Source organism: Paenibacillus sp. MSJ-34, from assembly GCF_018918005.1.
Lineage (GTDB): Bacteria > Bacillota > Bacilli > Paenibacillales > Paenibacillaceae > MSJ-34.
Window position 1 is genome coordinate 103,581 of the sequence record NZ_JAHLPR010000007.1, and the last position, 26,879, is coordinate 130,459.

The window sequence follows — 26,879 nt, forward strand, 5'->3', positions numbered from 1 at the left end:
TTCTAATTTGCGCGGAATTGCGCACACTATACCGGAGATCGAGTTGGAAAGGAACGGCATGCGATGACAGACCAGATGATGAATGAAGAGCAAAAAAGGCAGCTGCGCAATCAGCGTACATTCTCGTTCCGGTTAAACCTGTTTTTCTTTGCGACGTTCGTCTTGTTCTCCGTCTTAATTGTCCGGCTCGCTACGCTGCAGTTTGTCGACAGTCCGAGGCTGAAGGAAATGGAAGTAAGAGCGGGGACGAAAGACATATTGATTCCTCCGATCCGCGGTACGATTTACGATGCAAGCCATCGCAAAATCGCTTATTCCACTTCGACCCAATCGCTTTATTTTCGCTTTGACAAAGATTACAGCAAGACGGTGAAAGGCGTAAAAGTCAATCAAACCGAGGCGATCGAGCTGGCGCGGAAAATAGAGAACGTATTCGCTAAGTACGGCGATCCGAAATTGCCGCGAATGACGGCGGACGATATCGTCAAACAGATGGATCTGGATGCGAAAATGAACTACGGCTATGTGCCGAGGCGGATCAAATCGGGACTGACGAAAGAGGAAATCGCCTATTTTATGCAGCATAAGCATGATTTTGCCGCATTGGACATCGTGGAAGACAGCGTGCGGAATTACGATCCGGATACGGTCGCGGTGCAGTTGGTCGGCTATTTGAAAAAATATAATGCCGCCAGCAGCGAGAACGGCGGTTTGGATTACTACAAGGAAATCGACAATGCCGACGTACCGCCGGTCGACCGGTATTTGGAAAACGAAGATGTCGGGTACGACGGGCTGGAATTGTTGTTTCAAAACGAATTGCGCGGCAAAAACGGGTTGAAATCGTACCCGGTCGATTATTCGGGCAACATTATCGGGCATATGGAGCTGACGAAGCCGGTCAAAGGAAACGACATATGGATGACGATTCATAAAGATGTGCAGCTCAAAACCGAACAAGCGATCATGGATCATATCAAATATATTCGAAGCCTCCCGCGCAGCAGCCTTGATGCGGCACCGCACGCCCGTGCGGGATATGCCGTCGCGATGGAAGTGAAGACCGGACGAATTGTCGCCATGGCGAGCCAGCCCGATTACGATCCGAATATATGGCGCGGCGGCAAAATCAGCAATGAAGATTACCGGAATTTCGAGGCGAATTTGGCGAACGGGACGATCCGGGAAGTGTATCAAAAATACGACAGCGAAACGGAGCAATTCAAGCATCCATCCTCCGTCGTTCCGCTCGGTTCGGTGATGAAGCCGTTGTCCGTGCTGATCGGCTTGGAGGAAAAATTAATAACCCCGAACACAACCTATTCGGATCGCGGTTCGTTTACGTTCGGAAAAAGGGGCTACGAACGGAAAGTTTCCAACGCTTTCAGCGTGCCGAACGGGGTGCTCACGCCTTCGAGCGCGATTGAAAAATCGTCCAACGCCTTCATGTCGGAGTTGATCGGCAATGCGCTATACATGCGCAACGGAAAGAAAGGCGTCGATTTATGGGACCGTTACATGGAACAATTCGGCTTGGGAGTTCCGACGGGCAGCGGGCTGCAAGGGGAGCAGCCGGGTACGAAAGAATATTTCCACGAAGCCGAACTAAGCGCGCAATCCGCGCTGGTGTTCGCGTCATGGGGGCAGCAGGGAAAATACACGACCTTGCAGCTTGCGCAATATACGGCGATGCTGGCGAACCGGGGAAAACGATTAAAGCCGTTGTTCGTAAGCAAAATTACGGATGCCCAAGGGAAGACGGTCAAAAAGTTCGACAAGCCCGAAATATTGAACGAAGTTAAGTTGAAGAAGCAATATTGGGATATTGTCGAGCGAGGGATGCGCAAAGTAAAAGTAAGCGGATTTGACGATTTTCCGTATCCGCTTGCGCGCAAAACGGGAACGAGCCAGCAGGATGTCGGCGGCAAAAGGGTGGAGAACGCGGTATTTATCGCCTACGCTCCGGCCGACGATCCGGTGCTGGCGGTTGCGGTCGTCGTGCCGGAGGGCGGATTCGGCGGACGCGGCGCGGCCCCGATCGCCCGCAAAATTTTCGACGCGTATGACGAGAGGATCGGTCTGCGGGGCAAACCTCGCAATCCTGCGGGGAAACGGGCTGCGAACATTGCCGCTTCGGCTGTGCATCGCTTCTCCCGAAGAGAATACTAATCCTTCATCATAAAAAAAGGGGGCCGGCTGAGAAGCCCGGCCCTCATTTCTTCCGACCCATAAATCGTAAATCGTTCTATTTGTTCTTTAATCCGTTGTAAATGACATCCGCGTTCCATTCAATCATTTTCATATAAGTATCCCCGTCTTCGCCCGTTTTGCCGAGCGAGTCGGTGAAGATGGTTCCGGCAATCGGAACTCCCGTCTCGGAAGAAACGGTCTCCATGCTTCTTGGGTCGACACTCGTCTCAACAAACAAAGCGTTGACGTCATGACTGCGGATGATGTCGATAATCGCCTTTAATTGTTCCGGCGTCCCTTCATCGTGGGAGTTGATCTCCCAAATGTAATAGGCTTCGAAACCGTAAGCGTTGGAGAAATATTTAAAGGCACCTTCGCTGCTCACCAGGATTCGCTTCTCTTTAGGCAGTTCATTCATTTTTTGTTGTACGGATTCATGCAATTCTTTCAATTGAGCGATATATTTTTCGGCATTTTGCTCGTAAATTTCCTTGTTTTCGGGATCGACTTGAATCAACGCTTTTTTGACATTTTCGGCATATATGATTCCGTTCTCTACGTTCAGCCACGCATGCGGGTCTTCTTCTCCTTCATGTCCGCCCGATTTTAAATACATCGGCTCGACTCCTTCGCTAATTTTAAAGACGGGGGCGTTATCTCCCGTTTTCCCCGCTGTCTCGATCATTTTCTCAAACCAACCGTCCCCCGTTTCCAGGTTCAGCCCGTTATAAAATACAATATCCGCATCGGCCGTTTTCTTCACGTCTTCAGGAAGCGGGTCGTATTGGTGAGGGTCGGAACCGATGGGCGCCAGACTATGAACGTTCAGCCGATCGCCGCCCACATTTTTAACAATATCGTATATCACGGAATACGTAGTTATGGCTTGCAATTTTTCCTTATCATTCGATTCGGCGGGCGCTTTTCCGCCGCAAGCGGCAAGCGCAAGCATGGAAATCCCTATGAATGCCGTTAATAGAATATTTCTTTTTTTCATCGCGTTTTCGCACAGAGATCGTGTGGATGTTCTGTGCTCCCTCCCTTTCCTATTTCGTTTATTAAAATTAATAATTGACTGCGGATTTTTGTTTCCGGCTTTTCAGCGAACGCCAGACGAGACCTTGTTTCGGCGAAAACATAAATGCCGCAATGAACAGAATCGTTGCGACCATTACGATCGTGGCCCCGGAAGCCAAGTTAAACCGGAAACTGACGTACAGCCCGAGTATTGCGGAAAGCGCCCCGCAGCCTGCTGCAATAAACAGCATTTTCCAAAGCCGATTCGTTAATAAATAAGCGGTTGACGCCGGTGTAATCAACATGGCCACAACGAGAACGATTCCTACCGTTTGCAAGGAAGCTACGGTCACCATCGTCAGCAGTGTCATCAAGAAATAATGAATCAGCTTGTTGGGCAACCCGTAGGCCTGGGACATCGTAGGGTCAAAGGAACTGACAAGCAGTTCTTTATAAAAGATGTACACGCCCGCCAAGACGAAAATACCGATGCCAAACGTCGTCCACATATCCGAAGGCCGTACGGCCAGCACGTTGCCGAACAATATGTCGTATAAGTCGGTGCTGCTTTTGAGAATCGTGATCAATATAATCCCTAATGCAAACGCCGACGTAAACATAATGCCGATGGACGAGTCGTTCTTGATTTTACTGTTCTGGCTAATATATCCGATGCCTATCGCCGTTAAAACGCCGGTTAGAACCGCGCCAAAAAAGTAGTTGACGCCGAAAAGATAGGATAAAGCGACCCCCGGAAGAACGGCATGGGATATGGCGTCCCCCATGAGCGCCATGCCGCGCAAAATAATAAAGCAGCCAATGATGCCGCAAATGATGCCGACCATAATAGATGTGACTAACGCCTTTTGCAAAAAACCATACTGCATAACCGCCTCAAAAAAATTCATGCTCCCGTCACCACCATATCTTTTAGAAATGAGAGTTGCCCTCCGTAAGCTTTGGCGATCATGTTCGGATTCATCACTTCTCCCACCGAACCGTAGCGTACCAGTTCCTTATTGAGCAGCACCAACTCGTCAAAATATTCATCCGATTTGCTCAAGTCGTGGTGCACGACAAGCACCGTTTTTCCGCCGTCGCGCAGTTCTTTCAAAATCTGAATGATCGTCTCTTCGCTGGCAATGTCGATTCCGACAAACGGCTCATCGAGGAAAAAGATTTCCGTTTCCTGCGCAAGCGCCCGGGCTAAGAACACGCGCTGCTGCTGTCCGCCGGATAATTCGCCGATTTGCCGATCGGCAAAAGACTTCATCCCTACCTTTTCCAAACATTCCAAAGCCCATAATTTCTCCTTTTTCTTAGGCCGGTGAAAAACTCCCAGCCTTGGATACGTGCCCAGCACCACCGTCTCTAATACTGAGATCGGAAAGTCCCAATCAATATTGCTGCGTTGGGGCACATAAGCAATTTGCTTACGGACTTGCTCCACTTCCTTGCCCATAATGGTTACTTCACCTTTGTCGCGGGGGATTAGTTTCAATAACGACTTTAAGAGAGTGGACTTTCCTGCCCCGTTCGGTCCGATGATGCCGACAAGTTTTTGTTTCTCGACGGAAAAGCTGATATCTCTTAGAGCTTCGCTCCCGTAATACGAAACGTGCAGATCCTTCACTGTTAAAATATAAGACATATCTATCTCTCCTCACCTAAGTCCTTGTCACCCTATTTTACCTAGGAAAACAATTTTAATCAAGTAAAACTATTTTGTATTACAATAAAAAAGTTTCATTAGGTAAACTTTCTGCGCATATATGCGTATAATGCAAAAAACGGATACAAAACAATGAATAAAGAAAATAATGGGGAAGTGAGATCGTGAAAAAAACAAAAAAAATCGATTCTTCTTTCAAGCGATTCATTATGACGCTTGTTTTTTTGGCGGCTGCCGTAGGGTTTGGACTAAGTATGATGTAGAGGAGGCAAGCAATGCCTCAGGATGCATTTTAATTGCGATTATCGGCACTAGCGTTGCTTCGGGAAATTGGTATCCGGACCGCAGGGCCGTTATTTCGCGTTAAAACCCCTTATTCGCTGTTTAGGCGGACACTGGTTCCGTTATTCCTTCGTTGAAGGGCTTATTTTTACGCTTTTACCGCGAATAGAGGATCGTATGTCCGCGAACTGTCCGAAATCGGGCCTTTTGTCACAATTAGCGTCTCCTGTGTCCGCGATCCTGGAATGTTGAAAAAAGTGAATGCAACGCCGGTGGATTATCGGCCGTTTTGCGGCGCTCCTCCGCGGCAAGACGGCTCTTTTATGCGTGGAATGGGACAAATTCGAGCGGTAAACGGAATATTTTTGTTCCTATTGACCGGGTATGCTAAAATGGCTTTATATTACGACACGTTCGATGTTGCGATAGGAGGCAATCATGGCAAAATACAAGTTGTTGGCATTGGATATGGACGGGACGTTATTGAACGAAGCGCTGGAAGTGACGCCGGAAACGGCGAAATGGATTGCCGCCGCCCGGGAGGCCGGCGTGACGGTAAGCCTGTCGACGGGACGCGGGTACCAGAACGCAATCTCTTACGCGGAAATGTTGCAATTGCAAAGCCCGATGATTACGGCGAACGGCAGCGAAGTATGGAAAGCGCCGGACCAACTGCTGTACCGCCGTACGCTGGACGGCGCCGTCGTACAGAAGTTGTACGAACTTGCCGAGTCGCATGGAACATGGTTCTGGGGGTATACGCCGGAGGGGCTGTTCAATAAAGAGAAGTGGACAGACCGCATCGCGGAACAAGAGTGGACCAAATTCGGCTACTATTCGGAAGATCGGGCGGCGTTATCGGCCATTTGGGAAGAGCTTGCGAAGTGGGAAGGGCTGGAGGTTACGAACTCCGCTCCCGTCAATATCGAGATCAATCCGGCGGGCGTTTCCAAGGCGAGCGGCCTTCGATCCGTGTGCGAATTGATGGGGATCGGCATGGATCAAGTCGTCGCCGTTGGAGACAGCCTGAACGATTTGGCGGCGATTCGCGCCGTCGGGCTCGGCGTAGCGATGGGGAATGCGCAGGACGTGGTGAAGGAAAACGCCGACGTCATTGTCGCAACGAACGAAGAAGACGGTGTAGCCCAAGTCATTCGCGAGTATATTTTGAATTAGGGTAACTTACGGGAGGCGCGGTTCGCATGGTGTTGGAAATTGTTGGTTGGATTCTGGTCATTCTGTTGTTCGCCGTCGGCATGGCCGGAGCAATCTTTCCGGTGCTGCCCGGTTCGCTTGCGATTTACGCCGCGTTTTTCGTATACGGGTTATGTATTTCGTTTGCGCCGTTCGGGGTATGGTTCTGGACGCTGCAGACATTGATCCTTGTCGTCTTGTTCGTATCCGATTACGCGGTTAGCGCCTGGGGCGTCAAAAAATACGGCGGAACGAAGGCGTCCGTCATCGGCAGCACGATCGGCGTCATTATCGGTCCGTTCGTCATCCCGGCCTTCGGGTTGATTATCGGCCCGTTCCTCGGCGCGGTCATCGGGGAATTGCTCGTCGGGTCGGATTTCAATCGCGCGGTCAAAGCCGGTTGGGGATCGGTCGTCGGCCTGTTTGCCAGCACGGCGATGAAAATTATTTTGCAAATCGTTATGATCGTTCTGTTCGTCATTTGGATCATCTGGAATTAACGTCTCGGGGGAAGCGATTTCGTCGCGGTTAAGGAGAAGGAAGGGAAACGGTTTTGTCGAAGAAAGAGTCGTTTATTAAAGGTACGCTTATATTGGCCGCCGCCGCGTTAATCGCCCGCGTGCTGGGGATCGCCCAAAAAGTGCCGCTGGAGCATATGCTGGGGCATGCGGGAAATATATCTTTTGCTACAGCCTCAAACGTTTATTTAACGTTGTTAACGGTAGCCACCGCCGGCATTCCGAGCACAATCAGCAAGATGGTTTCGGAACGTTACGCATTGAACAAGGAAGAAGAAGCGCAGCGGGTATACCGCGCGGCTCTACTGTTCGGCTTTGCCACAGGCGCGGTCATTACGGTATTATTGTACGCGTTCGCGCCTGCCTACGCCGCGCTCAACAGAGTGCCGGAATCGGTGTCGGCCATACGGGCTTTGGCGCCCGCCCTGCTGATGTTTCCGACGATTGCGATGATGCGCGGATATTTCCAAGGGCGCAACATGATGGCCCCGGGAGGCGTTTCGCAAATCGTCGAACAGATCGTACGCGTCGTCGCGGCGCTTGGCATCGCTTTTGCGCTGCTGCAATGGGGCTACAGCGATCAGTGGGTCGCCGCGGGCGCTTCTTTCGGCGGGGTGCTCGGCGGAATTGCGGCGCTTCTCGTGATGATCTATTACGCCCGCAAGCTGAAGAAGGCGGACAGACAGAGCCGGCGTACGGTCGCTCGACATTCGCCGCCCGTCCCGCTGCGGACAATATATGCGGATATATTTAAAATATCGGTGCCGCTTATTTTTACAGCCATTACGGTGCAAGCCGTATATACGGTTGACGGCACGATCGGCATTCGGCTATTGGAACCGTGGCACGGCTACGAGCAAGCAATGCAAGCGATTGATATTCTCAGCATGCGCGCGCAAGCGGTCGCCGGCATTCCGCCGATCCTTGCGATCGCGCTTAGCACATCGCTCCTGCCGGTCATCTCCGCCGCATTTGCGCGGGGCGATCAAGAGCATTTGAACCGGCAAGTGACGCTGGCGATGCGCATTTCGATATTTACCGGCATGCCGATCGTGCTCGCGCTCAGCGTCGCCGCTTATTCGGTCAACGGCCTCTTGTTCAGCACCCAGGACGGTGCGGCGATTGTCGGCATGCTGACGGCGGGGACGATCTTCCAAATTACGATGATGGTGACCAATTCGATCCTGCTCGGCGTCAGCAAACCGAATGCCGCGATGGTCCATGTCATCATCGGGATTGCCGGCAAGCTTGCCTTCAGCTTCATTCTGGCGCCATGGCTCGGCATTTACGGCATTATCGCCGCGACGACGCTATGTTTCGTCATCATTACGTTATTGAATATTAGAACATTGAAGAAAATTGTGCCGTTCCAAATTCTCGGCAACCGCTGGGCAGGATTTGCGGCAACGGTAGCGGTGCTTGCGGCTGTCGGCGGCGGGGTCGAATGGGCCGGCAATCTGCTGGTGCATCTGCTTCCCGACCGCGTCGCCTTCTTTCTATCGTCCGGCTTGGTCGGCCTGGCCGTGCTCTTACTTTATCCGGCCCTGCTTGTCGCGCTGCGGATTGTTACGGCAGAGGAATTGAACAACTACCCGGCTCCGCTGCGCAAAGCGTTGAAACCGTTCATGCGGCTGCAGCGTTCGAAATCGGCAATGAGATAAGAGGGAAGGAATATTTTGATATATTGTGTTTTCAAGCAATGTTTTGCACAACCTAGAAGTATGAAATGGAGTGAATCACGATGGAAAAAATAACGTCCACTGAACAATTTGAAACGTTGATTCAAGGCGAAAAACCGGTGATGGCCGTATTTAAGGCGAATTGGTGCAAAGACTGCCATTTTATCGATCCGTTTATGCCGGACGTCGAGGAGAAATATGCGGATAAGCTGACGCTGATCGAAATCGACCGCGACGAATTTCCGGATTTATGCGATCATTACCAAATTCTCGGCATCCCGAGTTTTATTGCTTTCTCGCAAGGCAAAGAACTGGTGCGCTTTGTCAGCAAATTGCGGAAAACGCGCGAAGAAATCGAGCAATTTTTCGATCGTGCGCTGCAAGTGGCGGAAACGCTGCAACAAGGATAATCTGATTTCGTTCATCGACACGTTCCTACAACATCAAGTAGGGACGTTTTTCTTTTAAAATGCCGATTCGGGGGCCACAGCTTTTACTTTTTGTCACAATTGGGATGTAAATTCCCTTAATAAATCAGGTATAATGAGAATTAGTTCTTCATCGGTTGTGACATTTTTTATGGACTAGTAGGTGAACATAAATTGAAAACGAACAAATTGAATTGGCTGTCCTATATTACTTGTTTCGGCATGGTGCTCGTTCTGCTGAACGGGGCGCTCGTAACGAAGACCGGCTCCGGCCAAGGCTGCGGCAGCGATTGGACGATTTGGCTGTGCAACGGCAAATTCGTTCCGGCCAAAACGATCGAGTCGCTGATCGAATACTCGCACCGGGCGGTTAGCGGAATCGTAGGCATATTAGTGCTTGTGTTATTTATTTTGGTATGGAAATACGTCAAAGAACGCAAAGATACGCTATGGTACGCTTCTATTGCGCTTTTTTTCACATATGTGCAAGCGGTGATGGGCGCTTTGGCCGTCGTCAAAGGACAAGTCCCGGCCGTTATGGCGCTGCATTACGGTTTCTCGCTGCTGGCGTTCGCCGGTACGCTGATGCTGTCGATCGCGCTATACCGAAGAAGCAAAGGGCTGACGGTTCCGCCCCGTACGTTGCCCGCGGTGTCGAAGCGGTTCCGCAATTCCGTATGGCTTGTCGCCATCTACTCCTATATTGTCGTCTATGTCGGCGCTTTCGTGCGGCATACGGAATCATGGGGCGGCTGCCAAGGATGGCCGCTCTGCAACGGCGAAGTGATCCCGACGCTGCACGGATCGACGCTGATCGCCTTTCTGCACCGCGTGGCGGCGCTGCTGCTGCTCATCGTTGTTGCGGTTATGGCCCATTTCGCTTATCATCGACATAAGCATGTACGCGAAATTCGCATCGCGGGCGTCTGGGCGCTCGTCTTATGCGCTTCGCAAGTGTTGAGCGGCGCTTGGCTCGTACTATCAATGCATAACGAGAACGCGCATTTGTATGCGAGTCTGCTGCATACGGTGCTCGTTTCGGGCTTGTTCGGCGTTCTATGTTATTTAAGCGCCCGCGTTTTGCTATTAGGAAAGGGGGAATCTCGTTGACTTATACGAATTTGCGCCAATATATCGAGGTGCTGCGCCGGGAGAAGCAATTGGCGGTCATTGAAGCCGAAGTCGATCCGTATTTGGAAATTGCGGAAATTCACCGCCGCGTCATCTCCGAGGAAGGGCCTGCCCTGCTGTTTACGAACGTGAAAGGCAGCCCGTTTCCGGTCGTCACCAATTTGTTCGGAACGAGCCGGCGCGTCGATCTTGCCTTCGGCCCGCGTCCGGAGGCGTTGGTGCGGCAAATTATGGGGGCGACGAAATCGCTGCTCCCTCCCACTCCGAAGGCGTTATGGGGGGAGCGCGGCTTAATTAAAGATTTGCTGAAGGTCGGCATGAAGACGGTCGGCAAAGAGCAGGCGCCGATTCTCGACGTCTGCCGCAAGGAGGCGCCGCTCGCGGGATTGCCGGCCATTACGAGCTGGCAAGAAGACGGCGGGCCGTTCGTGACGCTGCCGCTCGTTTATACGGAACACCCGGATCATAAGAGCGACAACAACCTCGGAATGTACCGCATTCAAATATACGACGACAAGACGACCGGCGTTCATTGGCAAATACATAAAGGCGGCGGGTTTCATTACCATATCGCGGAACAAAGGAACGAGGCGCTGCCGGTATCGGTATTCATAGGCGGCCCGCCCGCGTTGATCGCCTCGGCGATCGCACCGGTGCCGGAGCAATTGTCCGAACTGCTATTGACCTCGCTCATTATGGGACAGAAGCTGCCGATGGTGGACGATCCGCTCGGGGGCCATCGCATGCCGGCCGAAGCGGAGTTCGTGATCCGCGGGACGGTGCCGCCGCATGTCCGCCGGCCGGAAGGGCCGTTCGGCGATCATTACGGCTATTATTCGTTGGTGCACGACTTTCCGGTGCTGAACGTCAGCCATATGTATCACAGGAAAGACGCCATCTATCCGGCGACCGTCGTCGGCAAACCGCGTCAGGAAGATTATTATTTAGGCGAATTTTTGCAGCGCCTGCTCGCGCCGGCCTATCCGCTGGCGCTGCCGGGCGTCAAATCGCTGTGGGCGTATGCGGAAACGGGCGTTCATCCGCTTGCGGCGGCGATCGTGCGCGAGAGCTATTCGCGGGAAGCGTTGACGAGCGGCTTCGCTATTCTCGGCCAAGGGCAGCTGACGCTGACGAAATTTTTAATCTTAACGGATCAATCGCTCGACTTGGCGAATTTCGCGCATTTGATGGAAACGGTGCTGGAACGCTTCGATCCGAAGACGGACTTGTTCATTATCAATAAAACATCGCATGATACGCTCGATTATACCGGACTGCGATTGAATCACGGCAGCAAGGCGATCATGCTCGGCGTCGGCCAGCCGGTGCGCGAATTGCCGCGCAGTTACGGCGAGGGCGACATCGAGGAAATCGACAACATTGAAGTATATTGCGGCGGCTGTCTCGTCGTATCCGGCGCTTCTTACGAAGCGGAACCGGAGCTGGCCCAGAGGCTGCTTGCGCGATTGCGCGCGAAAGGAACGGCTTGGCCGCTCGTCGTTCTAGTCGACGATGCGCGGATTGCCGCGACGCAAGCTTCGTTCTTGTGGACGGTATTTACACGGTTCAACCCGGCCACGGATATGTTCGCGCACGCGGAAGTGCACCAGCATCATCTCGGATACGATCTTCCGATCGTCATCGACGCGCGCATGAAGCCCGGCTATCCGGACGAATTATTCCCGCGCGAAGATATCGTGAAATTGGTGGATGACCGTTGGAAATCGTATTTTGCCCATGGAGCGTGAGACGTTAATGCTGCGAGGCTTGTTCGGCGAAGCGCCGAGACATAATGAAGGGCTGCTCCGCTCGGCGTTCGAAGCGATGGAGCGGACGGTTCTTCAGCTGCAAAGACTGACGAATGCGGGCAACGATCCGAAGCACATATGGCGCAAGTACGAAATTTGGGCGCGCGGGCTGATCACGTCGCTGGACGAGCTGGAACAGAGCCGGTATGCGGCGGAACGCTTTCAGTCGCGGGTAACGAAAACGTATCAGGACGAAATGACGCCCGAGGAAGAAACGGATTACCGCCGTCATCTTTATTTTTACAAAAACGGGCTTATTCGCGTGTTCTCGGTGTTGGACAAGCTCGGCACGTTGCTCAACGGGGTGCTTGAGCTGAATACCGGGAAGGTGAAGCAGCGGTTTTCCTACTTCACCGTTTTGCGGCAAATGCGATATACGGGGACGGAATCCGGGCTTGCCGATAAGCTTGGAGCGATTAAGGAATCTTACAAAGATCCGATGAGCCGGCTGCGCAAACAGCGGAATACCGAAATTCATTATATGAACAGCGAAATGCAGGACGATTTATGGCAGCGGCATCAAGCACTGGACGGCAGAGTCAAGCTGGAAGACATCGGGCATAATCTCGCCGATTTGGATCAGGCGTTGGACATGGTATGCAAGACGCTGTTGGCGTCGTTTCTGCATATCGATCGATTGTTGCGCGCGAAATCGTAAATTTCGCTTTGTGAAAATTTTTATTGTAATTTTCATCTAATTTCCATTGACTCATACGTAAAGACCTAGTATACTCAAACTAATTTCATAATTCGTTTCTTATCGAGAGCGGCGGAGGGAAAGGCCCGATGAAGCCCGGCAACCGATTATCGGCAAGCGGTTCGCATGCCGTTAATGTCATGGTGCTAATTCCTTCGGAATGGATCATTCCGGCAGATGAGAGAGGCTGTTGCTGAACATGACTAACAACCCTTTTGCGCATCTGTCCGCGAAAGGGTTTTTCATATTGGAATACGGCAATGAATCTAGCATTCTTCGAAATAAGAGGGTGATAAATTGATCGAATTAAAAGGTTTGACGAAAAAATACGGCAAAGGCGCCCGCCAAACGACGGCATTGGAGCATGTCGATCTGCAAGTGCGCAAAGGCGAAATATTCGGAGTGATCGGCCATTCCGGCGCGGGCAAAAGCACCCTGATCCGCTGCATCAATTTGCTGGAAAGACCGACGGAAGGGAAAGTGTGGGTAGACGGAATCGAACTTACGTCGCTGGACAAAAAGGAACTGCAGACGCGCCGCCGCAAAATCGGCATGATCTTCCAGCATTTCAATCTGCTCTCTTCCGCGAACGTATACGACAATATCGCATTTCCGCTGCGCCTGGCGAAAACGCCTGCAAGCGCAATCGAGCGCAAAGTGAACGAATTGCTTGCGCTCGTCGGATTGGAGCAGCATGCAAGCAAGTATCCGGCCCAGCTCTCCGGCGGGCAGAAGCAGCGGGTGGGCATTGCAAGAGCGCTCGCCAGCGATCCGGACGTGCTGTTATGCGACGAAGCGACATCGGCGCTCGATCCGCAGACGACGGATTCGATCTTAAAGCTGCTGTCGGATATTAACCGGCGGTTTCATCTCACGATCGTCCTGATTACGCATGAAATGCATGTCATTCAGAGCATTTGCGACCGCGTGGCTGTCATTCATGCAGGGGGCATCGTCGAACAAGGCGAGGTAACGGACGTGTTCCTGAAGCCGAAGCATGAAGTGACCAAAGACTTTATCGCCCGCGACGGCATCGGGGGCGAGTTATTGCGGGCGGCGATCGCGACGTCGCAGTCGGCTTCGTCCCGGGCGGTGAAGATTACGTTTCTCGGAGAGAAAACGTATGAATCCACGCTGTCGCAGACGACGCGGGAGACGAATGTCGATTTCGCGATATTGCAAGGCACGATATCGACGATCAAAGATACGCCGTACGGCCAGCTAATCGTAAGATTAGAGGGCAGCGCCGACAATATCGGCCTGACGATTGACAAGCTTACGGCGCAAGGGCTTGATGTGGAGGTGATCCGATGACGGCCGCGCTCGATTTTTCGATCGTCAATTGGCCGGAAATGGGCAAGGCGACGCTCGATACGCTGCGTATGCTGGGCGCTTCGTCCTTGTTCTCCATTATGATCGGCCTGCCGCTCGGGATCGTATTGTTTCTTACAGCCCGGTCCTCGTCGTTCTGGGGAAAGGCGGTATACGCCGTACTTTCGTTTATTGTCAATATTTTGCGATCCATTCCTTTTATTATATTAATCTTTGCGATGATTCCGATCACCAGATCGATTGTCGGCACATCGATCGGCGTGCTCGGAACGATTCCGCCGCTCGTCGTCGGCGCGGCTCCGTTCTTCGCCCGTTTGGTGGAAACGTCGCTGCGGGAGGTGGACCGCGGCGTGCTCGAAGCCGCGCAAGCGATGGGGGCGAGCACGTTCCAGATCATTATGCGAGTGCTGATGCCTGAAGCAAGGCCAGGCCTCCTTGCGGGCATCACGATTACCGTCGTCACGCTCGTCTCTTATACGGCGATGTCGGGCATGGTCGGCGGAGGCGGACTGGGCGATTTGGCGATCCGATACGGATATCACCGCTATCAATCGGAAACGATGATCGTCTCTATCGTGCTCGTGGTATTGCTGGTGCAATTGCTGCAAATGGCGGGCGACCGGTTAGTGCGGCACTTTACGAGAAAATAAGGAGAAATTCCATTTTAGAGGTTGTTCAAAAAGTCAACTTTTGATCACGAAGCGTGACTGGTGGCAGATTCGACATCGAATCTTGCGTTCACCCTCGAAGTCCGGTGCTCATGTAGGTTTTGCCTACACTGCGCTCCTCCTTCTTCGGGTTCTCGCAACCTTCTCGGTGCTGAAAAGCCGACTTTTTGAACACGCATATATATAAATCCTTATTTAAAAAATGATGATTGAGGGGAGAAACAAAGATGAAAAAATGGGTACTTGCAATTGTTAGCTTGACGCTTGTGGCGGTGTTGGCCGCTTGCGGCAATAAGCCGGCTCAGAACGGCGCTTCGCAGCAGCCTGCCGCTCAGAACGAGAACGGCTCCGCTGCCGAACAAACGGTGACGCTGACGGTCGGCGCATCGCCTACGCCGCACGGCGATATGTTGAAACATATTCAAGCGCAATTGGAGCAAGAGGGCGTGAAACTCGAAATTAAAGAGTTTACCGACTACATCTTGCCGAATACGCAATTGGCGGAGAAAGGACTGGATGCGAACTTCTTCCAGCACCAGCCTTACTTGGACGAACAAAACGAGAAAAACGGCACGGACCTCGTCTCCGTGGTGGCGGTGCATGTCGAGCCTTTCGGCGCGTATTCCAAAAAAGTTAGCTCCGTAGAGGAAATTCCGGACGGAGCGAAAGTGGCGATCCCGAACGACCCTACCAACGGCGGACGCGCCTTGATTCTGCTGGCGAAAAACGGTTTGATCACGTTAAAAGACGATACGAACATCACGTCGACCGTTGCCGACATTACCGAAAATCCGAAAAATCTGCAAATTATCGAACTGGAAGCGGCTATGCTGCCTCGCCAACTGGATGAAGTGGACGTAGCGCTGATCAATACGAACTATGCGTTGGAAGCGGGACTTGTTCCGACGAAGGACGCCCTCTTTATCGAGGATCAAGAATCTCCATACGCCAACATTTTGGTCGCCCGTCCGGATAACAAAGATTCCGACGCAATGAAGAAGCTGGCAGCGGCGCTTACTTCCGACGATATGAAGAAATTTATCGAAGAGACTTATGAAGGATCGATCGTTCCGGCATTCTAAGGAACAAAGACAGCAATCAATTGCATAGCGAAAACATCATCCCGCAGAGGCAGGCCCTCTGCGGGATTTGCCGTTTACCGGACAATCTTTTATACTTGAACATGTACCGGCTCCGGACGCGCATGTTCTGTCCGCAGCGGTTATGTTGTACAACTTTGAAGGAGGTAAGACGTTGAGTAGAAAAGTGGCCCTCATTACGGGGAGCGCCAAAGGGCTCGGCAAGATGGCCGCCCTTGCGTTGGCCGATCAAGGCTGCGATACGGTCGTCAATTATGTGCATAGCGAGCGCGAAGCGATGGCGCTTAAGGCGGATATCGAAGCGAAAGGCGTCCGATGCGCGGCGGTTCATGGCGACGTTTCCAAGCAGGAACATATCGAGAAGCTGGTCGAAACGGCTTATTCGCAATTCGGCGCGATCGATATATTGGTAAACAATGCGGGACCTTTTATTCGCGAACGGCGAACCTTTGCGGAATATACGCCGGATGAGATCGCTTATTTGCTGAATGGCAATTTCGTCGGCACGATGATGCTCGATCATCTCGTATTGCCTGGAATGCGCCGGAACCAATGGGGCCGGATTATCCATTTCGGGTTCGGGCATGCTGCCGAAGCGAGGGCATGGCCGCATCGGGCCGTATATGCCGCTGCCAAAGTCGGCCTGGTGTCCTTCACGAAATCGCTGGCGGTCGAAGAGGCCCCTTACGGCATTACGGTCAATATGATCTGCCCGGGCGATATTCGGGGCGACAATAAGGAGAAGACAATTGCCGAAGCGGAACATGTCAGGGACGACGAGTCGCCGCGCGGCAGGCCGGGCACGGGCGAGGATGTCGCCAGGGTGATCCGGTTTTTATGCCAGCCGCAGTCGGATTTTATTACCGGCAACATCTTGGATGTCTCCGGGGGGCTTGATCCGATCCGCGCCGTCGTCAAGCGGGCTTGAGGCGGATTGGCGCCGGAACGGAAAAAGAGCCTTGCCGAAGCAAGGCCCTTTCAAATTTATGAAAATTAGAATACTTGTACGACTTCTTGCACACCGTCAACTTCTTCGATCAAAGCGCGCTCGATTCCCGCTTTCAGCGTGATGGTCGAGCTTGGGCAGCTGCCGCATGCACCCATCAGTTTCAATTTGACGATGCCGTCTTCGACGTCAACCAGCTCAACGTCGCCGCCGTCGCGCTGCAAGAACGGACGAAGTTTATCAAGAACTTCAAGCACTTCATCGTACATGTTGTTTTGTACTTCTTGGCTCATATCTTTCAACTCCTTTCTCTATATATTATATTATAAAGTATTGTAAAATAAAATGCCCGAACGAAGAAGGGGGACGAAAGCATGCGCCCTGTGATCGAGTTTTGCGCCGGCAATATGCATCACGGAACGGATCAAACGATGCGCAGATTGGAACGAAACCCCGAATACGACGTCATCGAGTACGGTTGCCTCGGCAATTGCGGCGAGTGTTATTTGTTTCCTTACGCCTATGTGAACGGCGAAATCGTCGCGGCCGAATCGGCGGAGAAGCTGTACGACGCCATCATGGAAAAGGTGAAAGAAATCGAAGCTTGGCCCGACGATCATATCGGATGAGCGGGTTTAGCTTACCCGAAGTGATGCTTCGATTTCCACAGCACGCCCATTTTGAGCAGGCGCGGCACCCGTCCGATAAACGTTCTTTTGCCCATATAACCGAATCCGGATTTTTTGCCTAACGAACCGAGCACGCCTTTCAAGCGGATTTTGTCCAGGCGCGGCGTCTGGCCTTGCCATATCGCCTGCACGACTTGCGCGATCTGATCCCCTTGCACGCCCGCAACTTGCGCGCTGGGGGAGAAGGCGAGGCTCGCGCAGTCTCCGGCCACGTATACTTCCGGGTAGGACGGTATTTGATAATACTCGTTCAGCAAGATGCGGCCTTGCGCATCTTTCGGCACGTTCAGCTTCTGCACGACTTCCGACGGTTGAATGCCGGCCGTCCATACCGCGACGTCTCCGTATATAGGTCTCTCCTGATCGTAGATGACGCCGGGCTCGATTTTGCTTACGGATATATGAGAGCAGAGCGCGATATCGTGTTCGACAAACCAGGATGAAACGAACTGCGAAAGCTTCTCCGGAAAAGCGGACAACACCCGCGGGCCGCGATCCAAAATCCGAATGTTCAGATCGGGACGGCTTTCGCGCAGCTCGGCCGCAATTTCCACTCCGCTTAGCCCTCCGCCAATAATATTAACTTCGCCGTAAGGCTTCACATCGTTTAAGATGGCATACGTTTTTCTCGTGTTCGCCAAGGATTGAATGCTCGCCGTATATTGATCGGCTCCGGGGATGCCGTGATGTTTGTCGGTGCAACCCAAAGCAATGGCAAGCCATTCATATTCGATCGTTTCTTCCTGATCCATGGTAACGGTTCGGCTCTCCAGATCGATCCCGGTTACGGCGCCGTATTTATATTCGATACGCGGATCGGAAGGAAAGGCGACGCGAACGTCAAGATCGGATATCGTACCCGCCGCCAGCGCGTAAAATTCCGTTTTTAATCCTTGGTAAGGCATTCTGTCGACCAACGTGATGATCGTATCGGACGGAATATCGCCTTCCAGCAACCGGTTCGCGATGGCAAGCCCGCCGTATCCCCCTCCAAGTATGACGAATTTCTTCATGAATTGCTTCCTTTCTAGTTTGTCAGTGATTAGGATGCCCTATTCGTATACTTTCATTTCGTTATAGAACGTATCGCGCTCGACCGGAATGCGTCCTGCGCCTTTAATTAGCCAAATCAATTCATCCCGCGTCAAACCTTCCGGCGTCAAAGCGCCCGCGGCGTGGCTGATGCGTTCCTTCACGATCGTGCCGTGCGCGTCGGATGCGCCGAACGTGAGCGCCATTTGAGTTAATTGCGTGCCGATATTAATGAAGTAGGCTTTAATATGTTGAATATTGTCCAGCATCAGTCGGCTGATCGCGATTGTTCTCATATCCTCGTACGCGGAATTTCTGCGGCGGATGTCGGCTTTCGGGCTTCTCGGCTGCATTGACAGCGGAATGAATACCATGAAACCGTTCGTTTCATCCTGCAGTTCGCGAATATGGAGCATGTGGCGCACGCGATCCTCATGCGATTCGATCGAACCGTACAGCATCGTCGTATGCGTGCGCAATCCCAATTGATGGGCTGTCCGGTGCACTTCCAAATATTGTTCTACATTCGCTTTTTCGACACGCATTTTTTTCCGGTATTGATCCGATAATATTTCGGCCCCGCCTCCGGTCAGCGACTTCAGGCCGGCTTTCATCAATTCTTGAAGCACTTCCTTCGTGCTTAATCCGCTAATGCGGGTGAAAAATTCGATTTCCGCCGCAGTGTATGCCTTCAATGTTACATCGGGATACCGTTCGTGCAACGCTTTAAGCGAATCGACGTAATATTGAAAAGGGACATGCGGATTGTGGCCGCCGACAATATGGAATTCCCGGATGCCGGGATGATAATGCTGCTCGATATATTCGATCATTTGCTCGCCGCTGAGCGTATAAGCGCCTTCGTCGCCCTCGTCTTTGCGGAAGTTGCAGAATGCGCAATGCGCTTCGCAGACATTCGTAAAGTACAAGCTCATATTTTCGATAAAATAGACTTTCTTCCCGTTTTTCTTCAAGTTCGCTTCGTTGGCTAGCTGGCCAAGCGTAAGCAAATCGTCCGTTTGGTACAAATAAACGCCGTCCTCAAGACTTAAACGTTGTCCATGTCTTACTTTTTCAATAATTTCAGCCATTTGATTGTCGGTATTGCTTGTCACGATTGTCGACATTTCGGCTCCTCCTTTTGCGGGTGTTTTGATTACAGCCTATCACAACAAGTGATCAGGCATGTGAAAAAAAATACTTAATAAGCTGCCATTGGAAAATAAACCGCTGGTTAAAAATAATGCAATAAAACAGCGCCTGTACGGCTTGCATAAAAAAAGCGCGCCGACTCGCGCAAAAACAACCGCTAACCGCGGCTGTGCCATAGGGTTGGGTTCGTGAATCTGATTTCTATTATAAACCTCACATAGGAGAGGGGCAATACGGTTACCATAAAAAAGCGAGTATATTTCCAACTTAGCGAATGTCACTTGAGAGAGAATGAATAGTTCGGTATACTGTTAATAAGACGGTTTAGGAGGAGGTAGTTGCCGTGATTACAATCAGCGATACGGCGATTGAGAAAATACAAGAAATGCTTGCAGCGGAAGAAACGCCGAATTTATTTCTGCGGATTGCGGTGCAAGCGGGGGGATGCAGCGGTTTCTCCTACGGCATGGGTCTGGACAACGAGCAGAATTATAACGATAAAGTTCTTGATATTAAAGGGATGAAAGTCGTTGTCGACGAAGACAGCGCGAAATATTTGTACGGCGTTGAAATCGATTATAAAGAATCAGGCATGGGCGGAGGGTTTACTATTCATAATCCGAACGCCATCGCGACATGCGGCTGCGGATCGTCGTTCCGCACGCGCGAAGAAGCGGGAACGCCAAGCGAATGTTAACTCCCTCTCGTGCACGGGAAATTCCGGGAAACTGCAATATAAACTTTATAAGCAAGCAGACGAATGTCTCGTTAGGAAGAGAGCGCCGCGTTACGCGGCGTTTTTTTTTTGCCTCGTTTAATTCCCTTCCTTTTGCCGCTATCCCCTTCCTTCAGAGTATCACGATTCTTTCAATTAAATCGACGAAAGTCCTGCGTTCTGCCGACAACCGCCCTCTCTTCTAGGCTCTTAGTCTAGTTTTCTATTAAAATAAGGCGCTAGCCTTGGATAAACATACAAGAGGTGCACGTCCCGTTTGAGTATGAATAAGTATACCACCAGAGAGGAGAGACGCATATGCCAGGAAGACAGTTAGCCAATAAATGGCTAAAAACGGAAGCGTTGCTTTCCGATGCAATGGTAGCTGGCCATATTCCTCAGACGAAAAAATTCAATGCGGACAATTTGCGGCACATGTTATCCGTTTACGGAATGGTAGTTATAAAGCCGGTCGTAGGTGGCGGCGGTTACGGCGTGATTAAGGTCAGTAAGAAAGGCGACATGTATTCCTATACGTATCTTTCCCATAAAAGATCGTTTCAAGGTTTTGAAAGGTTGTTCCACTCATTGGCACGGGTGAAGAAAAAACGGGGCTACATCATCCAGCAAGGAATCCATTTGGCGACGATCCAAGGCCGGCCGATCGATTACCGCGTGAAATATGTCAAAACCGAAGGGAGATGGGTGTTTCGCTCGATGTTGGGACGTCTCGCCCGCAAAGGCTTGTTCGTCACCAATTTGTGCAAAGGCGGGACGATGATCCGTTTCGCGCCGGCGGTCCGCCATTCTTTCTCGAAAGCGATGGTCAAACCGAAACGAAACGAGATGCGGATCTTAACGCGAAAATGTACTGAGATTCTGGAAGCGCGTTTTCCGGGGATCGGCGAATTGGGATTCGATTATGGCATTGATCGAAGCGGGAAAGTTTGGATTATCGAAGTTAACACGCGGCCGCAATGATCGGTCGGTCGGTGGGGGCGGGTTGGTCGATAGTTTTCGGTTGTTGTCGGATGATAGATTAATAGAAGTTTTTTATTATTAACGTTCCGGTTATCGATTGTGAATAAGTCTATCCACATTATCCACCCGAATAACAAAGGGATTTCATTACTTGCTCACAAAGTATTCACAGGATTTCCACAGCGAATTGTGGATAACCGGAACGCTTGTTCTGTTAAAGTTGGGCATGTTATGATAGATTCGTAGGAAATATTAGGAAAGGGTGTGAAAATCTATGGCGTTGCTTTCCGACACCATGTTGCTCGAATCTTATTACAAAGCGGTTGAATTGCAACTGGACAAAGAATTCATACAAATTTTATTCAATGAAATTGATCGAAGAAAATTGCCGGTTATTCTTTCGTAACGATTCCCCCTTCATTTCACGTAACAATCGATCCCCATTCTTGAATTTTACAGCGATAATCCCTGTTGCAATTCGCGCAATACAGCACATGCACGCAGTAATGTTCGCGGTCGGTTTCGGCGAGCAAAATTTGGGACATTGCCGCGGCTTGATGCAACGGTTCGTACGGGCTGTACGGGCCGGCGAAATCGTCCAATTTCCCGTAATCGATCGTCTGATGCGTACAGACCGGGCAAGCAACCTCTAACGAAGTGAGACCATTACATAATGGGCACAAATGAAACAAAAGGTATCCTCTCCTTACATTCCGGCATCATGCGATGCGTCGATTGTTAAGGAGTAGGATACCCAATACAGCCGTTTTTACAACGATCGGAGATCTACAACTTCATATTGCTGCTATGGCCCGGGGAAAGCCGGGCGTTCGGATCGATATACACTTTGGCATTGTTAACCGCCGTAGGCGCCTCGCCGAATCCGACGGCAATCAGTTTGAGCTTGCCGGGATACGTCGTAATGTCGCCTGCGGCGAAAATGCCGGGAATATTCGTCGCCATGCGGGAATCGACGACGATCGAGTTGTTCTCGATTTGCAGCCCCCATTCCGCAATCGGTCCGAGAGAAGAGACGAAGCCGAAATTGACAATGACCGCGTCCGCGTCGATTTGCTGCGTTTGCTTCGTTTTCATGTCGGTGAGCGTTACCTTCTCGATCCGGTCGCCGCCGTGCAACGCCGTAATTTCGGCGAATGTGACGACATTCACTTTGGACGCCATCAGCCGTTCCACGCTATGTTCATGCGCCCGGAACTTGTCGCGGCGATGTACGAGCGTAACTTGCTTCGCGATTGGCTCCAGCATGAGGGCCCAATCGACGGCCGAATCGCCGCCGCCGCTGATCAGGACGTTCTGGCCGGAGAACTGCCCCAAATCGTTGACGAAATAGTGCAAATTTTTATTCTCAAACGAAGCGGCTTCGGGCAATTCGAGACGGCGCGGCTCGAAAGCCCCGACTCCTGCCGTAATAATAACCGCCTTCGCTTTATGTACCCCTTTATTGGTCGTAATCTCAAACAAACGCTCGTCCTTTTTTGCAACGTTCAGAACTCTTTCGTCCAAACAGATTTGCGGATCGAAGAGCGCCATTTGCTGTTTCAAATTGTCGACAAGCTCCTGTGCCGTAATTTTCGGAAAGCCGGCTACATCGTAAATGTATTTTTCCGGGTAGAGAGCGGATAATTGACCGCCTAACTGCGGCATATTTTCAATCATTTTGACGGACGCTTGTCGCATGCCGCCGTAAAATGCGGCAAACATTCCGGCGGGTCCGCCGCCGATAATGACGATGTCTACGATATCGTGAGATGTATGTTGTTGCTGATCCACAAAAGCACCTCCGAAGTTCTTATAAAATAGGTTTCTTTCCGCTTGTTCAAAAAGGGAGCTTTTTGAACAACCTCTCTTATTATAAGCTTAGTGGGAAGGGAAAGAAAACCTCATTTGGCGTGCCAATTGTTAATAAATATCAAACTTCAAATGCCGATATGATAAATTGATCATTGATTTTGAAAAAAGACTTGATATTATTTTGAAAAATGATATGATTTCATTTGAATTATAAAAATTAGGTGTCGTAATTTGCGATATTTTGTAACGGTTTATTCATAAATTGTTCACAAAATGTTGATCCTATTTCCAAGATGGAAAACAAAACTTTTGGTTATTATTGTGTAATTTTTCACAAACTTTTATAAAAAAATTAGAGAAAATCACAAATTTTACGAAATGGAAGGGATTGTTGATGAGTAACATACCGAAAATCGTCATCCTCGGAGCCGGATACGGAGGGATACTGACTGCACAGCGGTTGCAAAAAGAACTGAATTATAACGAGGCCGACGTTACGTTGGTCAATAAGCATGATTATCATTATTTTACGACGCATCTTCATATGCCCGCGGCCGGTACGGATAAAATGGAAAACGCCCGCGTTTCGATATCCAAGCTGATTGACGAATTCAAAATCGATTTCGTCAAAGCGACGGTTCAACAAATTCGTCTCCAGGACAAAAAAGTGCTGCTTGAAGACGGCAGCGCGTTGTCTTTCGATTATTTAATCATCGCAATGGGCGGAGAGCCTGAAACGTTCGGAATTCCGGGAATGGCCGAGCATGCGATGAACATTCGGAGCATCAACTCTGTTCGCTTTATCCGTCAACATATCGAGTTTCAATTCGCCCGCTATAAGCGCGATCAATCGCGTACGGAATGCCTGACCTTCGTCGTTGGCGGCGCCGGTTTTACGGGCATCGAGTTCGTCGCGGAGCTCGCGGACCGCATTCCGAAGCTTTGCAAAGAATATGACGTCGACCCTGAGTTGGTGAAAATATATAATATCGAAGCGGCTCCGAGCGCCTTGCCGGGATTCGATCCGGAATTGGTGGAGTACGCCATGGATGTGCTGAAAAAGAAAGGCGTTACGTTCAAAATCGGCACCGCGATTAAAGAATGCACGCCGGATGGCGTCATTGTCGGAGAAAATGAATTTATTAAAGCCGGTACGGTCGTTTGGACGGGCGGAATCCGCGGCAACCATATGATCGAAGAAGCCGGTTTCGAGACGATGCGCGGACGGGTGAAGGTCGATGAATATTTGCGCGCGCCGGGCCATGATAACATCTATATTATTGGAGACAACTCGCTCATGTTCAATCCGGAAGGGCGTCCGTATCCGCCGACAGCGCAAATCGCGATGCAGCAAGGCGTCACATGCGCGCATAACATCGTCGCTTCGATCCGGAATCAGCAGCCGAAAAAATTCGTTTTCAGCAATAAAGGAACGGTTGCTTCCTTAGGGAAAGGCGAAGCGATCGGCGTCGTCGGCAACCGCAAATTTAAAGGATTTATCGCCGCCCAACTGAAAAAAGCGGTGGATATTCGATATTTGTTCATTATCGGAGGCATTCCGTTAGTGCTCAAAAAAGGGAAGTTCTTCTAAATGCGCCACTGCAGCGTACAAGTTAGAGGTCTATTAACCCGTGAGGAACTGGACCGCTACAATGCGTTGATGGAGGTCGGCTCGTTCCTGGAATCGCAAAATCGGTACGATCTCGCCTACACCGTGCAGAGGGAAGTCGATCTGTTGATCATGCCGGCGATTGAAAGGCTGAAAGAAAAAGGACGCGCCCGCGACCGAGCTACGGCAGAGTTCATGCAGTCGATGAGGCAGGAACGGGCAGAAGACGATCAATAAAAGAGTGCAAAAGGGTTGAAGAATCGTATCTTCAACCCTTTTATATATAGCGGCTGGCGGATGCGTCCGATTAGACGGGGCGCATGCGTCAAGTGTCGCTAGACATTATTAAATGGAAAAATAGGCGCTAAATGAATGTAATTCGGCTCCTTGCCACTAGCGTTGCATCGAGAAGTTGATAGCTTCGAAAACCCGCAATGGAGTCTGCTTCATCATTCGCCACCGTTGATGTACTGGCTTTATCGCGCATTTAGAAGGGGATATCTCCTACATTTCGAAGGCGATCGCGCGGACCTACGCTCCTTGTTTGGCGCTAAACGAAACTGGAAATTCTTATTCGACTCAAAATGAAGACGTCCCCATTCTAGCGAAAGTACGCATCGTTATTCATTGGAAATCGGCGATTGCACCGCCTTTTTCCCCTCATTAGCGTGTTTGAGTTTCGTTAGACATTGCAACATGATGATTTACAGGCGATTAGCGTGTTTAAGTTTCGTTAGCCCGCTCGGGCGGATCGTCAGCCGCCGGCGGTATGATGAAGTGGACTCTGATCGCAGGCTTTACCTTTTTACCCCACGGGAATCGCTTGCCAGCACGCTATACAGCTTCGGCTTCCTCGGGCTTGAAGAGCAGCAATACGCTCGATGCACCGCTAATGGCTCCTTGCCCTCATTACATGGAGAAACTGGCGTTAGTTCGCCGTTATCGCCGTTATTGATCGTACGGATGTAACTTAGATGTAGAAATGTCCGCTAGTATGTATCATTCGGTCGACTATGGGAAATTACCTCCGGTTTTTACCTGCTAATCGGCGCAATATATCGCATGCGCCTGCCAAGTGTCCCGAATGTTTACTCCGCCGTCGAAACTTGCCCGCCGGCTCCCCGTTGAAAGTCGCGCAGTTCCCGCCATGTGATCATGCGGATGCCTTCCGCGGCGATCAGCGCCCGGATATCCTCGTCAAGAAACAATCTCGCTTCGATGTCCCGTTTCGGGGCATGCGGCATAATGGAGCGGAGCTCCTCCGTATCGAATCCCGGATGTATAATTATTTCCGAAATGCCGGGCTTCAAGCCGCGCAGTATTTGGACCATTTTGGCTTTCTCGGTGTCGTACGTTTCCGTACCATCGTATTGGAAGGTCAGGCCGAGCAAATCGTCGATGATCATAATCCCTTTCCGCTCGGCGTCTTGAATGCGCTGTTTGGCCACATCAAGCAGCGGCGGCGGCAGATCGGGATGCTCGGCGTATGCGCGCGGAAGCCGGAGCGGAAGGCCGAAACGGAGACATGCGTCGAACACGCTGTCCAAGAAATCGCGCCCTGTCGCCAGACCGTACAAACTTCCCATGTGAATGTCCAAATGGGTCGGATCGACTCCCCAAGCGATTGCGCGCTCGATTTGGCTCGATATTTCTGCCGCTACATCTTCAGCGGATGCGTTTTTTTCGAACGTTTCGCAATCCGGATACATCCACCCTTCTTCCGTACGGAGCGATTCTACGCCGCTGCTGCGGGTTGTCGGTTCCCACTTGTACAGCGGCCATTCGCTTGTAAACGTCAGATGGACGCCGACATCCAATTCGGGATGATCGCGGCTGAAGGAGGCCGCTTCCTTCGCCCAAGGACAGGGAACCATCAAAGTAGCGGACGAGATCGCCCGCTCGAGCAGAAGCCGCTTCGTCGCTTTGTTAAATGCGTGACACATGCCGAAATCGTCGGCGTTTATGAGCAATAACCGCTCATTCTCGCCATAACCCATTTTCACCTGCTGTTTCGTCATACCGTATCGGTCTCCTTTCAAGAGAAACTTGCGCTTGGCGAACAAGCCGCCATGATGACACCGTTTACATGAAAGATGTTCTTTATTTATTTATACGGGGTGTAGCGGCGCTTCTATGCCTGTACGTTCTGTTGCTGCGGTTGTCCGCGTTATAGTAAGCATATGCCGATTTGGCGGCGGCGTCAATCCGCAAACAAAACCGCCGAATC

27 protein-coding genes and 1 riboswitch are annotated in these 26,879 nt (G+C 51.1%); of the genes, 18 read left to right on the plus strand and 9 right to left on the minus strand.

Annotated features, from left to right (window positions below; translation table 11 throughout):
• Positions 1-63: 63 nt before the first annotated feature.
• Complete coding sequence (locus tag KQI79_RS05400) at positions 64-2,169, plus strand: peptidoglycan D,D-transpeptidase FtsI family protein (RefSeq protein WP_216537193.1); 2,106 nt, start codon at positions 64-66, stop codon at positions 2,167-2,169.
• 76 nt (positions 2,170-2,245) lie between these two features.
• On the opposite strand, the gene KQI79_RS05405 is transcribed toward KQI79_RS05400, so the two are convergent.
• From KQI79_RS05405 to KQI79_RS05415, 3 genes are all read right to left on the minus strand, one after another.
• Positions 2,246-3,187, minus strand: coding sequence for a metal ABC transporter substrate-binding protein (locus KQI79_RS05405; protein WP_216537194.1), 942 nt, complete (start codon positions 3,185-3,187; stop codon positions 2,246-2,248).
• Positions 3,188-3,254: 67 nt separating this feature from the next.
• Positions 3,255-4,115 carry a metal ABC transporter permease gene (locus KQI79_RS05410; protein ID WP_216537195.1) on the minus strand — a complete coding sequence of 287 codons (861 nt, stop codon included), beginning with the start codon at positions 4,113-4,115 and terminating at the stop codon, positions 3,255-3,257.
• On the minus strand, positions 4,112-4,858 hold the full coding sequence (locus KQI79_RS05415; protein ID WP_216537196.1) for a metal ABC transporter ATP-binding protein: 747 nt from the start codon (positions 4,856-4,858) through the stop codon (positions 4,112-4,114). The genes KQI79_RS05410 and KQI79_RS05415 overlap by 4 nt, the downstream gene beginning before the upstream one ends.
• A gap of 741 nt (positions 4,859-5,599) precedes the next feature.
• Between KQI79_RS05415 and KQI79_RS05420 the strand changes: the two genes are divergently transcribed.
• From KQI79_RS05420 to KQI79_RS05470, 11 genes are all read left to right on the plus strand, one after another.
• On the plus strand, positions 5,600-6,337 hold the full coding sequence (locus KQI79_RS05420) for a Cof-type HAD-IIB family hydrolase (RefSeq protein WP_216537197.1): 738 nt from the start codon (positions 5,600-5,602) through the stop codon (positions 6,335-6,337).
• Between the two features lie 32 nt (positions 6,338-6,369).
• Positions 6,370-6,855, plus strand: coding sequence for a DUF456 domain-containing protein (locus KQI79_RS05425; protein ID WP_216537246.1), 486 nt, complete (start codon positions 6,370-6,372; stop codon positions 6,853-6,855).
• A gap of 53 nt (positions 6,856-6,908) precedes the next feature.
• The gene (locus tag KQI79_RS05430) at positions 6,909-8,534 is read left to right on the plus strand and encodes a putative polysaccharide biosynthesis protein (RefSeq protein WP_216537198.1); all 1,626 of its coding nucleotides are present in this window, start codon (positions 6,909-6,911) and stop codon (positions 8,532-8,534) included.
• A gap of 80 nt (positions 8,535-8,614) precedes the next feature.
• Positions 8,615-8,962, plus strand: coding sequence for a thioredoxin family protein (locus tag KQI79_RS05435; protein ID WP_216537199.1), 348 nt, complete (start codon positions 8,615-8,617; stop codon positions 8,960-8,962).
• A gap of 192 nt (positions 8,963-9,154) precedes the next feature.
• Entirely contained in the window at positions 9,155-10,090 is a 936-nt protein-coding gene (locus KQI79_RS05440) for a COX15/CtaA family protein (RefSeq protein ID WP_253297954.1), read from the plus strand.
• On the plus strand, positions 10,087-11,859 hold the full coding sequence (locus KQI79_RS05445; protein ID WP_216537200.1) for a UbiD family decarboxylase: 1,773 nt from the start codon (positions 10,087-10,089) through the stop codon (positions 11,857-11,859). Before KQI79_RS05440 ends, KQI79_RS05445 begins: the two co-directional genes overlap by 4 nt.
• Positions 11,849-12,577 carry a Cthe_2314 family HEPN domain-containing protein gene (locus KQI79_RS05450; RefSeq protein ID WP_367398141.1) on the plus strand — a complete coding sequence of 243 codons (729 nt, stop codon included), beginning with the start codon at positions 11,849-11,851 and terminating at the stop codon, positions 12,575-12,577. The genes KQI79_RS05445 and KQI79_RS05450 overlap by 11 nt, the downstream gene beginning before the upstream one ends.
• Before the next feature lie 96 nt (positions 12,578-12,673).
• A riboswitch (SAM riboswitch) is annotated at positions 12,674-12,800 on the plus strand.
• Positions 12,801-12,913: 113 nt separating this feature from the next.
• The gene (locus KQI79_RS05455) at positions 12,914-13,930 is read left to right on the plus strand and encodes a methionine ABC transporter ATP-binding protein (RefSeq protein WP_216537201.1); all 1,017 of its coding nucleotides are present in this window, start codon (positions 12,914-12,916) and stop codon (positions 13,928-13,930) included.
• The gene (locus KQI79_RS05460) at positions 13,927-14,598 is read left to right on the plus strand and encodes a methionine ABC transporter permease (RefSeq protein WP_216537202.1); all 672 of its coding nucleotides are present in this window, start codon (positions 13,927-13,929) and stop codon (positions 14,596-14,598) included. The genes KQI79_RS05455 and KQI79_RS05460 overlap by 4 nt, the downstream gene beginning before the upstream one ends.
• Before the next feature lie 245 nt (positions 14,599-14,843).
• Positions 14,844-15,698, plus strand: a complete 855-nt coding sequence (locus tag KQI79_RS05465; RefSeq protein WP_216537203.1) for a MetQ/NlpA family ABC transporter substrate-binding protein — start codon at positions 14,844-14,846, stop codon at positions 15,696-15,698.
• A gap of 172 nt (positions 15,699-15,870) precedes the next feature.
• On the plus strand, positions 15,871-16,644 hold the full coding sequence (locus tag KQI79_RS05470; RefSeq protein WP_216537204.1) for an SDR family oxidoreductase: 774 nt from the start codon (positions 15,871-15,873) through the stop codon (positions 16,642-16,644).
• 65 nt (positions 16,645-16,709) lie between these two features.
• On the opposite strand, the gene KQI79_RS05475 is transcribed toward KQI79_RS05470, so the two are convergent.
• Positions 16,710-16,955: a NifU family protein gene (locus tag KQI79_RS05475; protein ID WP_216537205.1), complete on the minus strand. Its 246-nt coding sequence runs from the start codon at positions 16,953-16,955 to the stop codon at positions 16,710-16,712.
• Positions 16,956-17,036: 81 nt separating this feature from the next.
• Between KQI79_RS05475 and KQI79_RS05480 the strand changes: the two genes are divergently transcribed.
• The gene (locus KQI79_RS05480) at positions 17,037-17,291 is read left to right on the plus strand and encodes a YuzB family protein (RefSeq protein WP_216537206.1); all 255 of its coding nucleotides are present in this window, start codon (positions 17,037-17,039) and stop codon (positions 17,289-17,291) included.
• Positions 17,292-17,302: 11 nt separating this feature from the next.
• Here the strand turns inward: KQI79_RS05480 and KQI79_RS05485 are convergent, their stop codons facing one another.
• Both KQI79_RS05485 and mqnE read right to left on the minus strand, forming a co-directional pair.
• Positions 17,303-18,364, minus strand: a complete 1,062-nt coding sequence (locus KQI79_RS05485; RefSeq protein ID WP_216537207.1) for an NAD(P)/FAD-dependent oxidoreductase — start codon at positions 18,362-18,364, stop codon at positions 17,303-17,305.
• A gap of 39 nt (positions 18,365-18,403) precedes the next feature.
• On the minus strand, positions 18,404-19,510 hold the full coding sequence (gene mqnE, locus KQI79_RS05490; RefSeq protein ID WP_216537208.1) for an aminofutalosine synthase MqnE: 1,107 nt from the start codon (positions 19,508-19,510) through the stop codon (positions 18,404-18,406).
• A gap of 368 nt (positions 19,511-19,878) precedes the next feature.
• Between mqnE and KQI79_RS05495 the strand changes: the two genes are divergently transcribed.
• The 3 genes from KQI79_RS05495 to sda all read left to right on the plus strand — a co-directional run bounded on the left by KQI79_RS05495 (position 19,879) and on the right by sda (position 21,637).
• On the plus strand, positions 19,879-20,232 hold the full coding sequence (locus KQI79_RS05495; RefSeq protein WP_216537209.1) for a HesB/IscA family protein: 354 nt from the start codon (positions 19,879-19,881) through the stop codon (positions 20,230-20,232).
• 336 nt (positions 20,233-20,568) lie between these two features.
• Positions 20,569-21,231, plus strand: a complete 663-nt coding sequence (locus KQI79_RS05500) for a YheC/YheD family protein (RefSeq protein ID WP_216537210.1) — start codon at positions 20,569-20,571, stop codon at positions 21,229-21,231.
• 274 nt (positions 21,232-21,505) lie between these two features.
• Positions 21,506-21,637, plus strand: a complete 132-nt coding sequence (sda, locus tag KQI79_RS05505) for a sporulation histidine kinase inhibitor Sda (RefSeq protein WP_216537211.1) — start codon at positions 21,506-21,508, stop codon at positions 21,635-21,637.
• A 16-nt stretch (positions 21,638-21,653) separates the two neighbouring features.
• Here sda and KQI79_RS05510 read toward each other — a convergent pair whose 3' ends face one another.
• Together KQI79_RS05510 and KQI79_RS05515 are read right to left on the minus strand one after the other, a co-directional pair.
• Entirely contained in the window at positions 21,654-21,923 is a 270-nt protein-coding gene (locus KQI79_RS05510) for a hypothetical protein (RefSeq protein WP_216537212.1), read from the minus strand.
• Positions 21,924-22,017: 94 nt separating this feature from the next.
• Positions 22,018-23,022: an NAD(P)/FAD-dependent oxidoreductase gene (locus KQI79_RS05515; RefSeq protein ID WP_216537213.1), complete on the minus strand. Its 1,005-nt coding sequence runs from the start codon at positions 23,020-23,022 to the stop codon at positions 22,018-22,020.
• A gap of 415 nt (positions 23,023-23,437) precedes the next feature.
• On the opposite strand from KQI79_RS05515, the gene KQI79_RS05520 reads away from it, so the two are divergent.
• Entirely contained in the window at positions 23,438-24,634 is a 1,197-nt protein-coding gene (locus KQI79_RS05520) for an NAD(P)/FAD-dependent oxidoreductase (RefSeq protein WP_216537214.1), read from the plus strand.
• The gene (locus KQI79_RS05525; RefSeq protein ID WP_216537215.1) at positions 24,635-24,889 is read left to right on the plus strand and encodes a hypothetical protein; all 255 of its coding nucleotides are present in this window, start codon (positions 24,635-24,637) and stop codon (positions 24,887-24,889) included. It abuts the gene before it with no gap.
• A gap of 851 nt (positions 24,890-25,740) precedes the next feature.
• On the opposite strand, the gene KQI79_RS05530 is transcribed toward KQI79_RS05525, so the two are convergent.
• Positions 25,741-26,670, minus strand: a complete 930-nt coding sequence (locus tag KQI79_RS05530; protein ID WP_216537216.1) for a polysaccharide deacetylase family protein — start codon at positions 26,668-26,670, stop codon at positions 25,741-25,743.
• Positions 26,671-26,879: the final 209 nt, after the last annotated feature.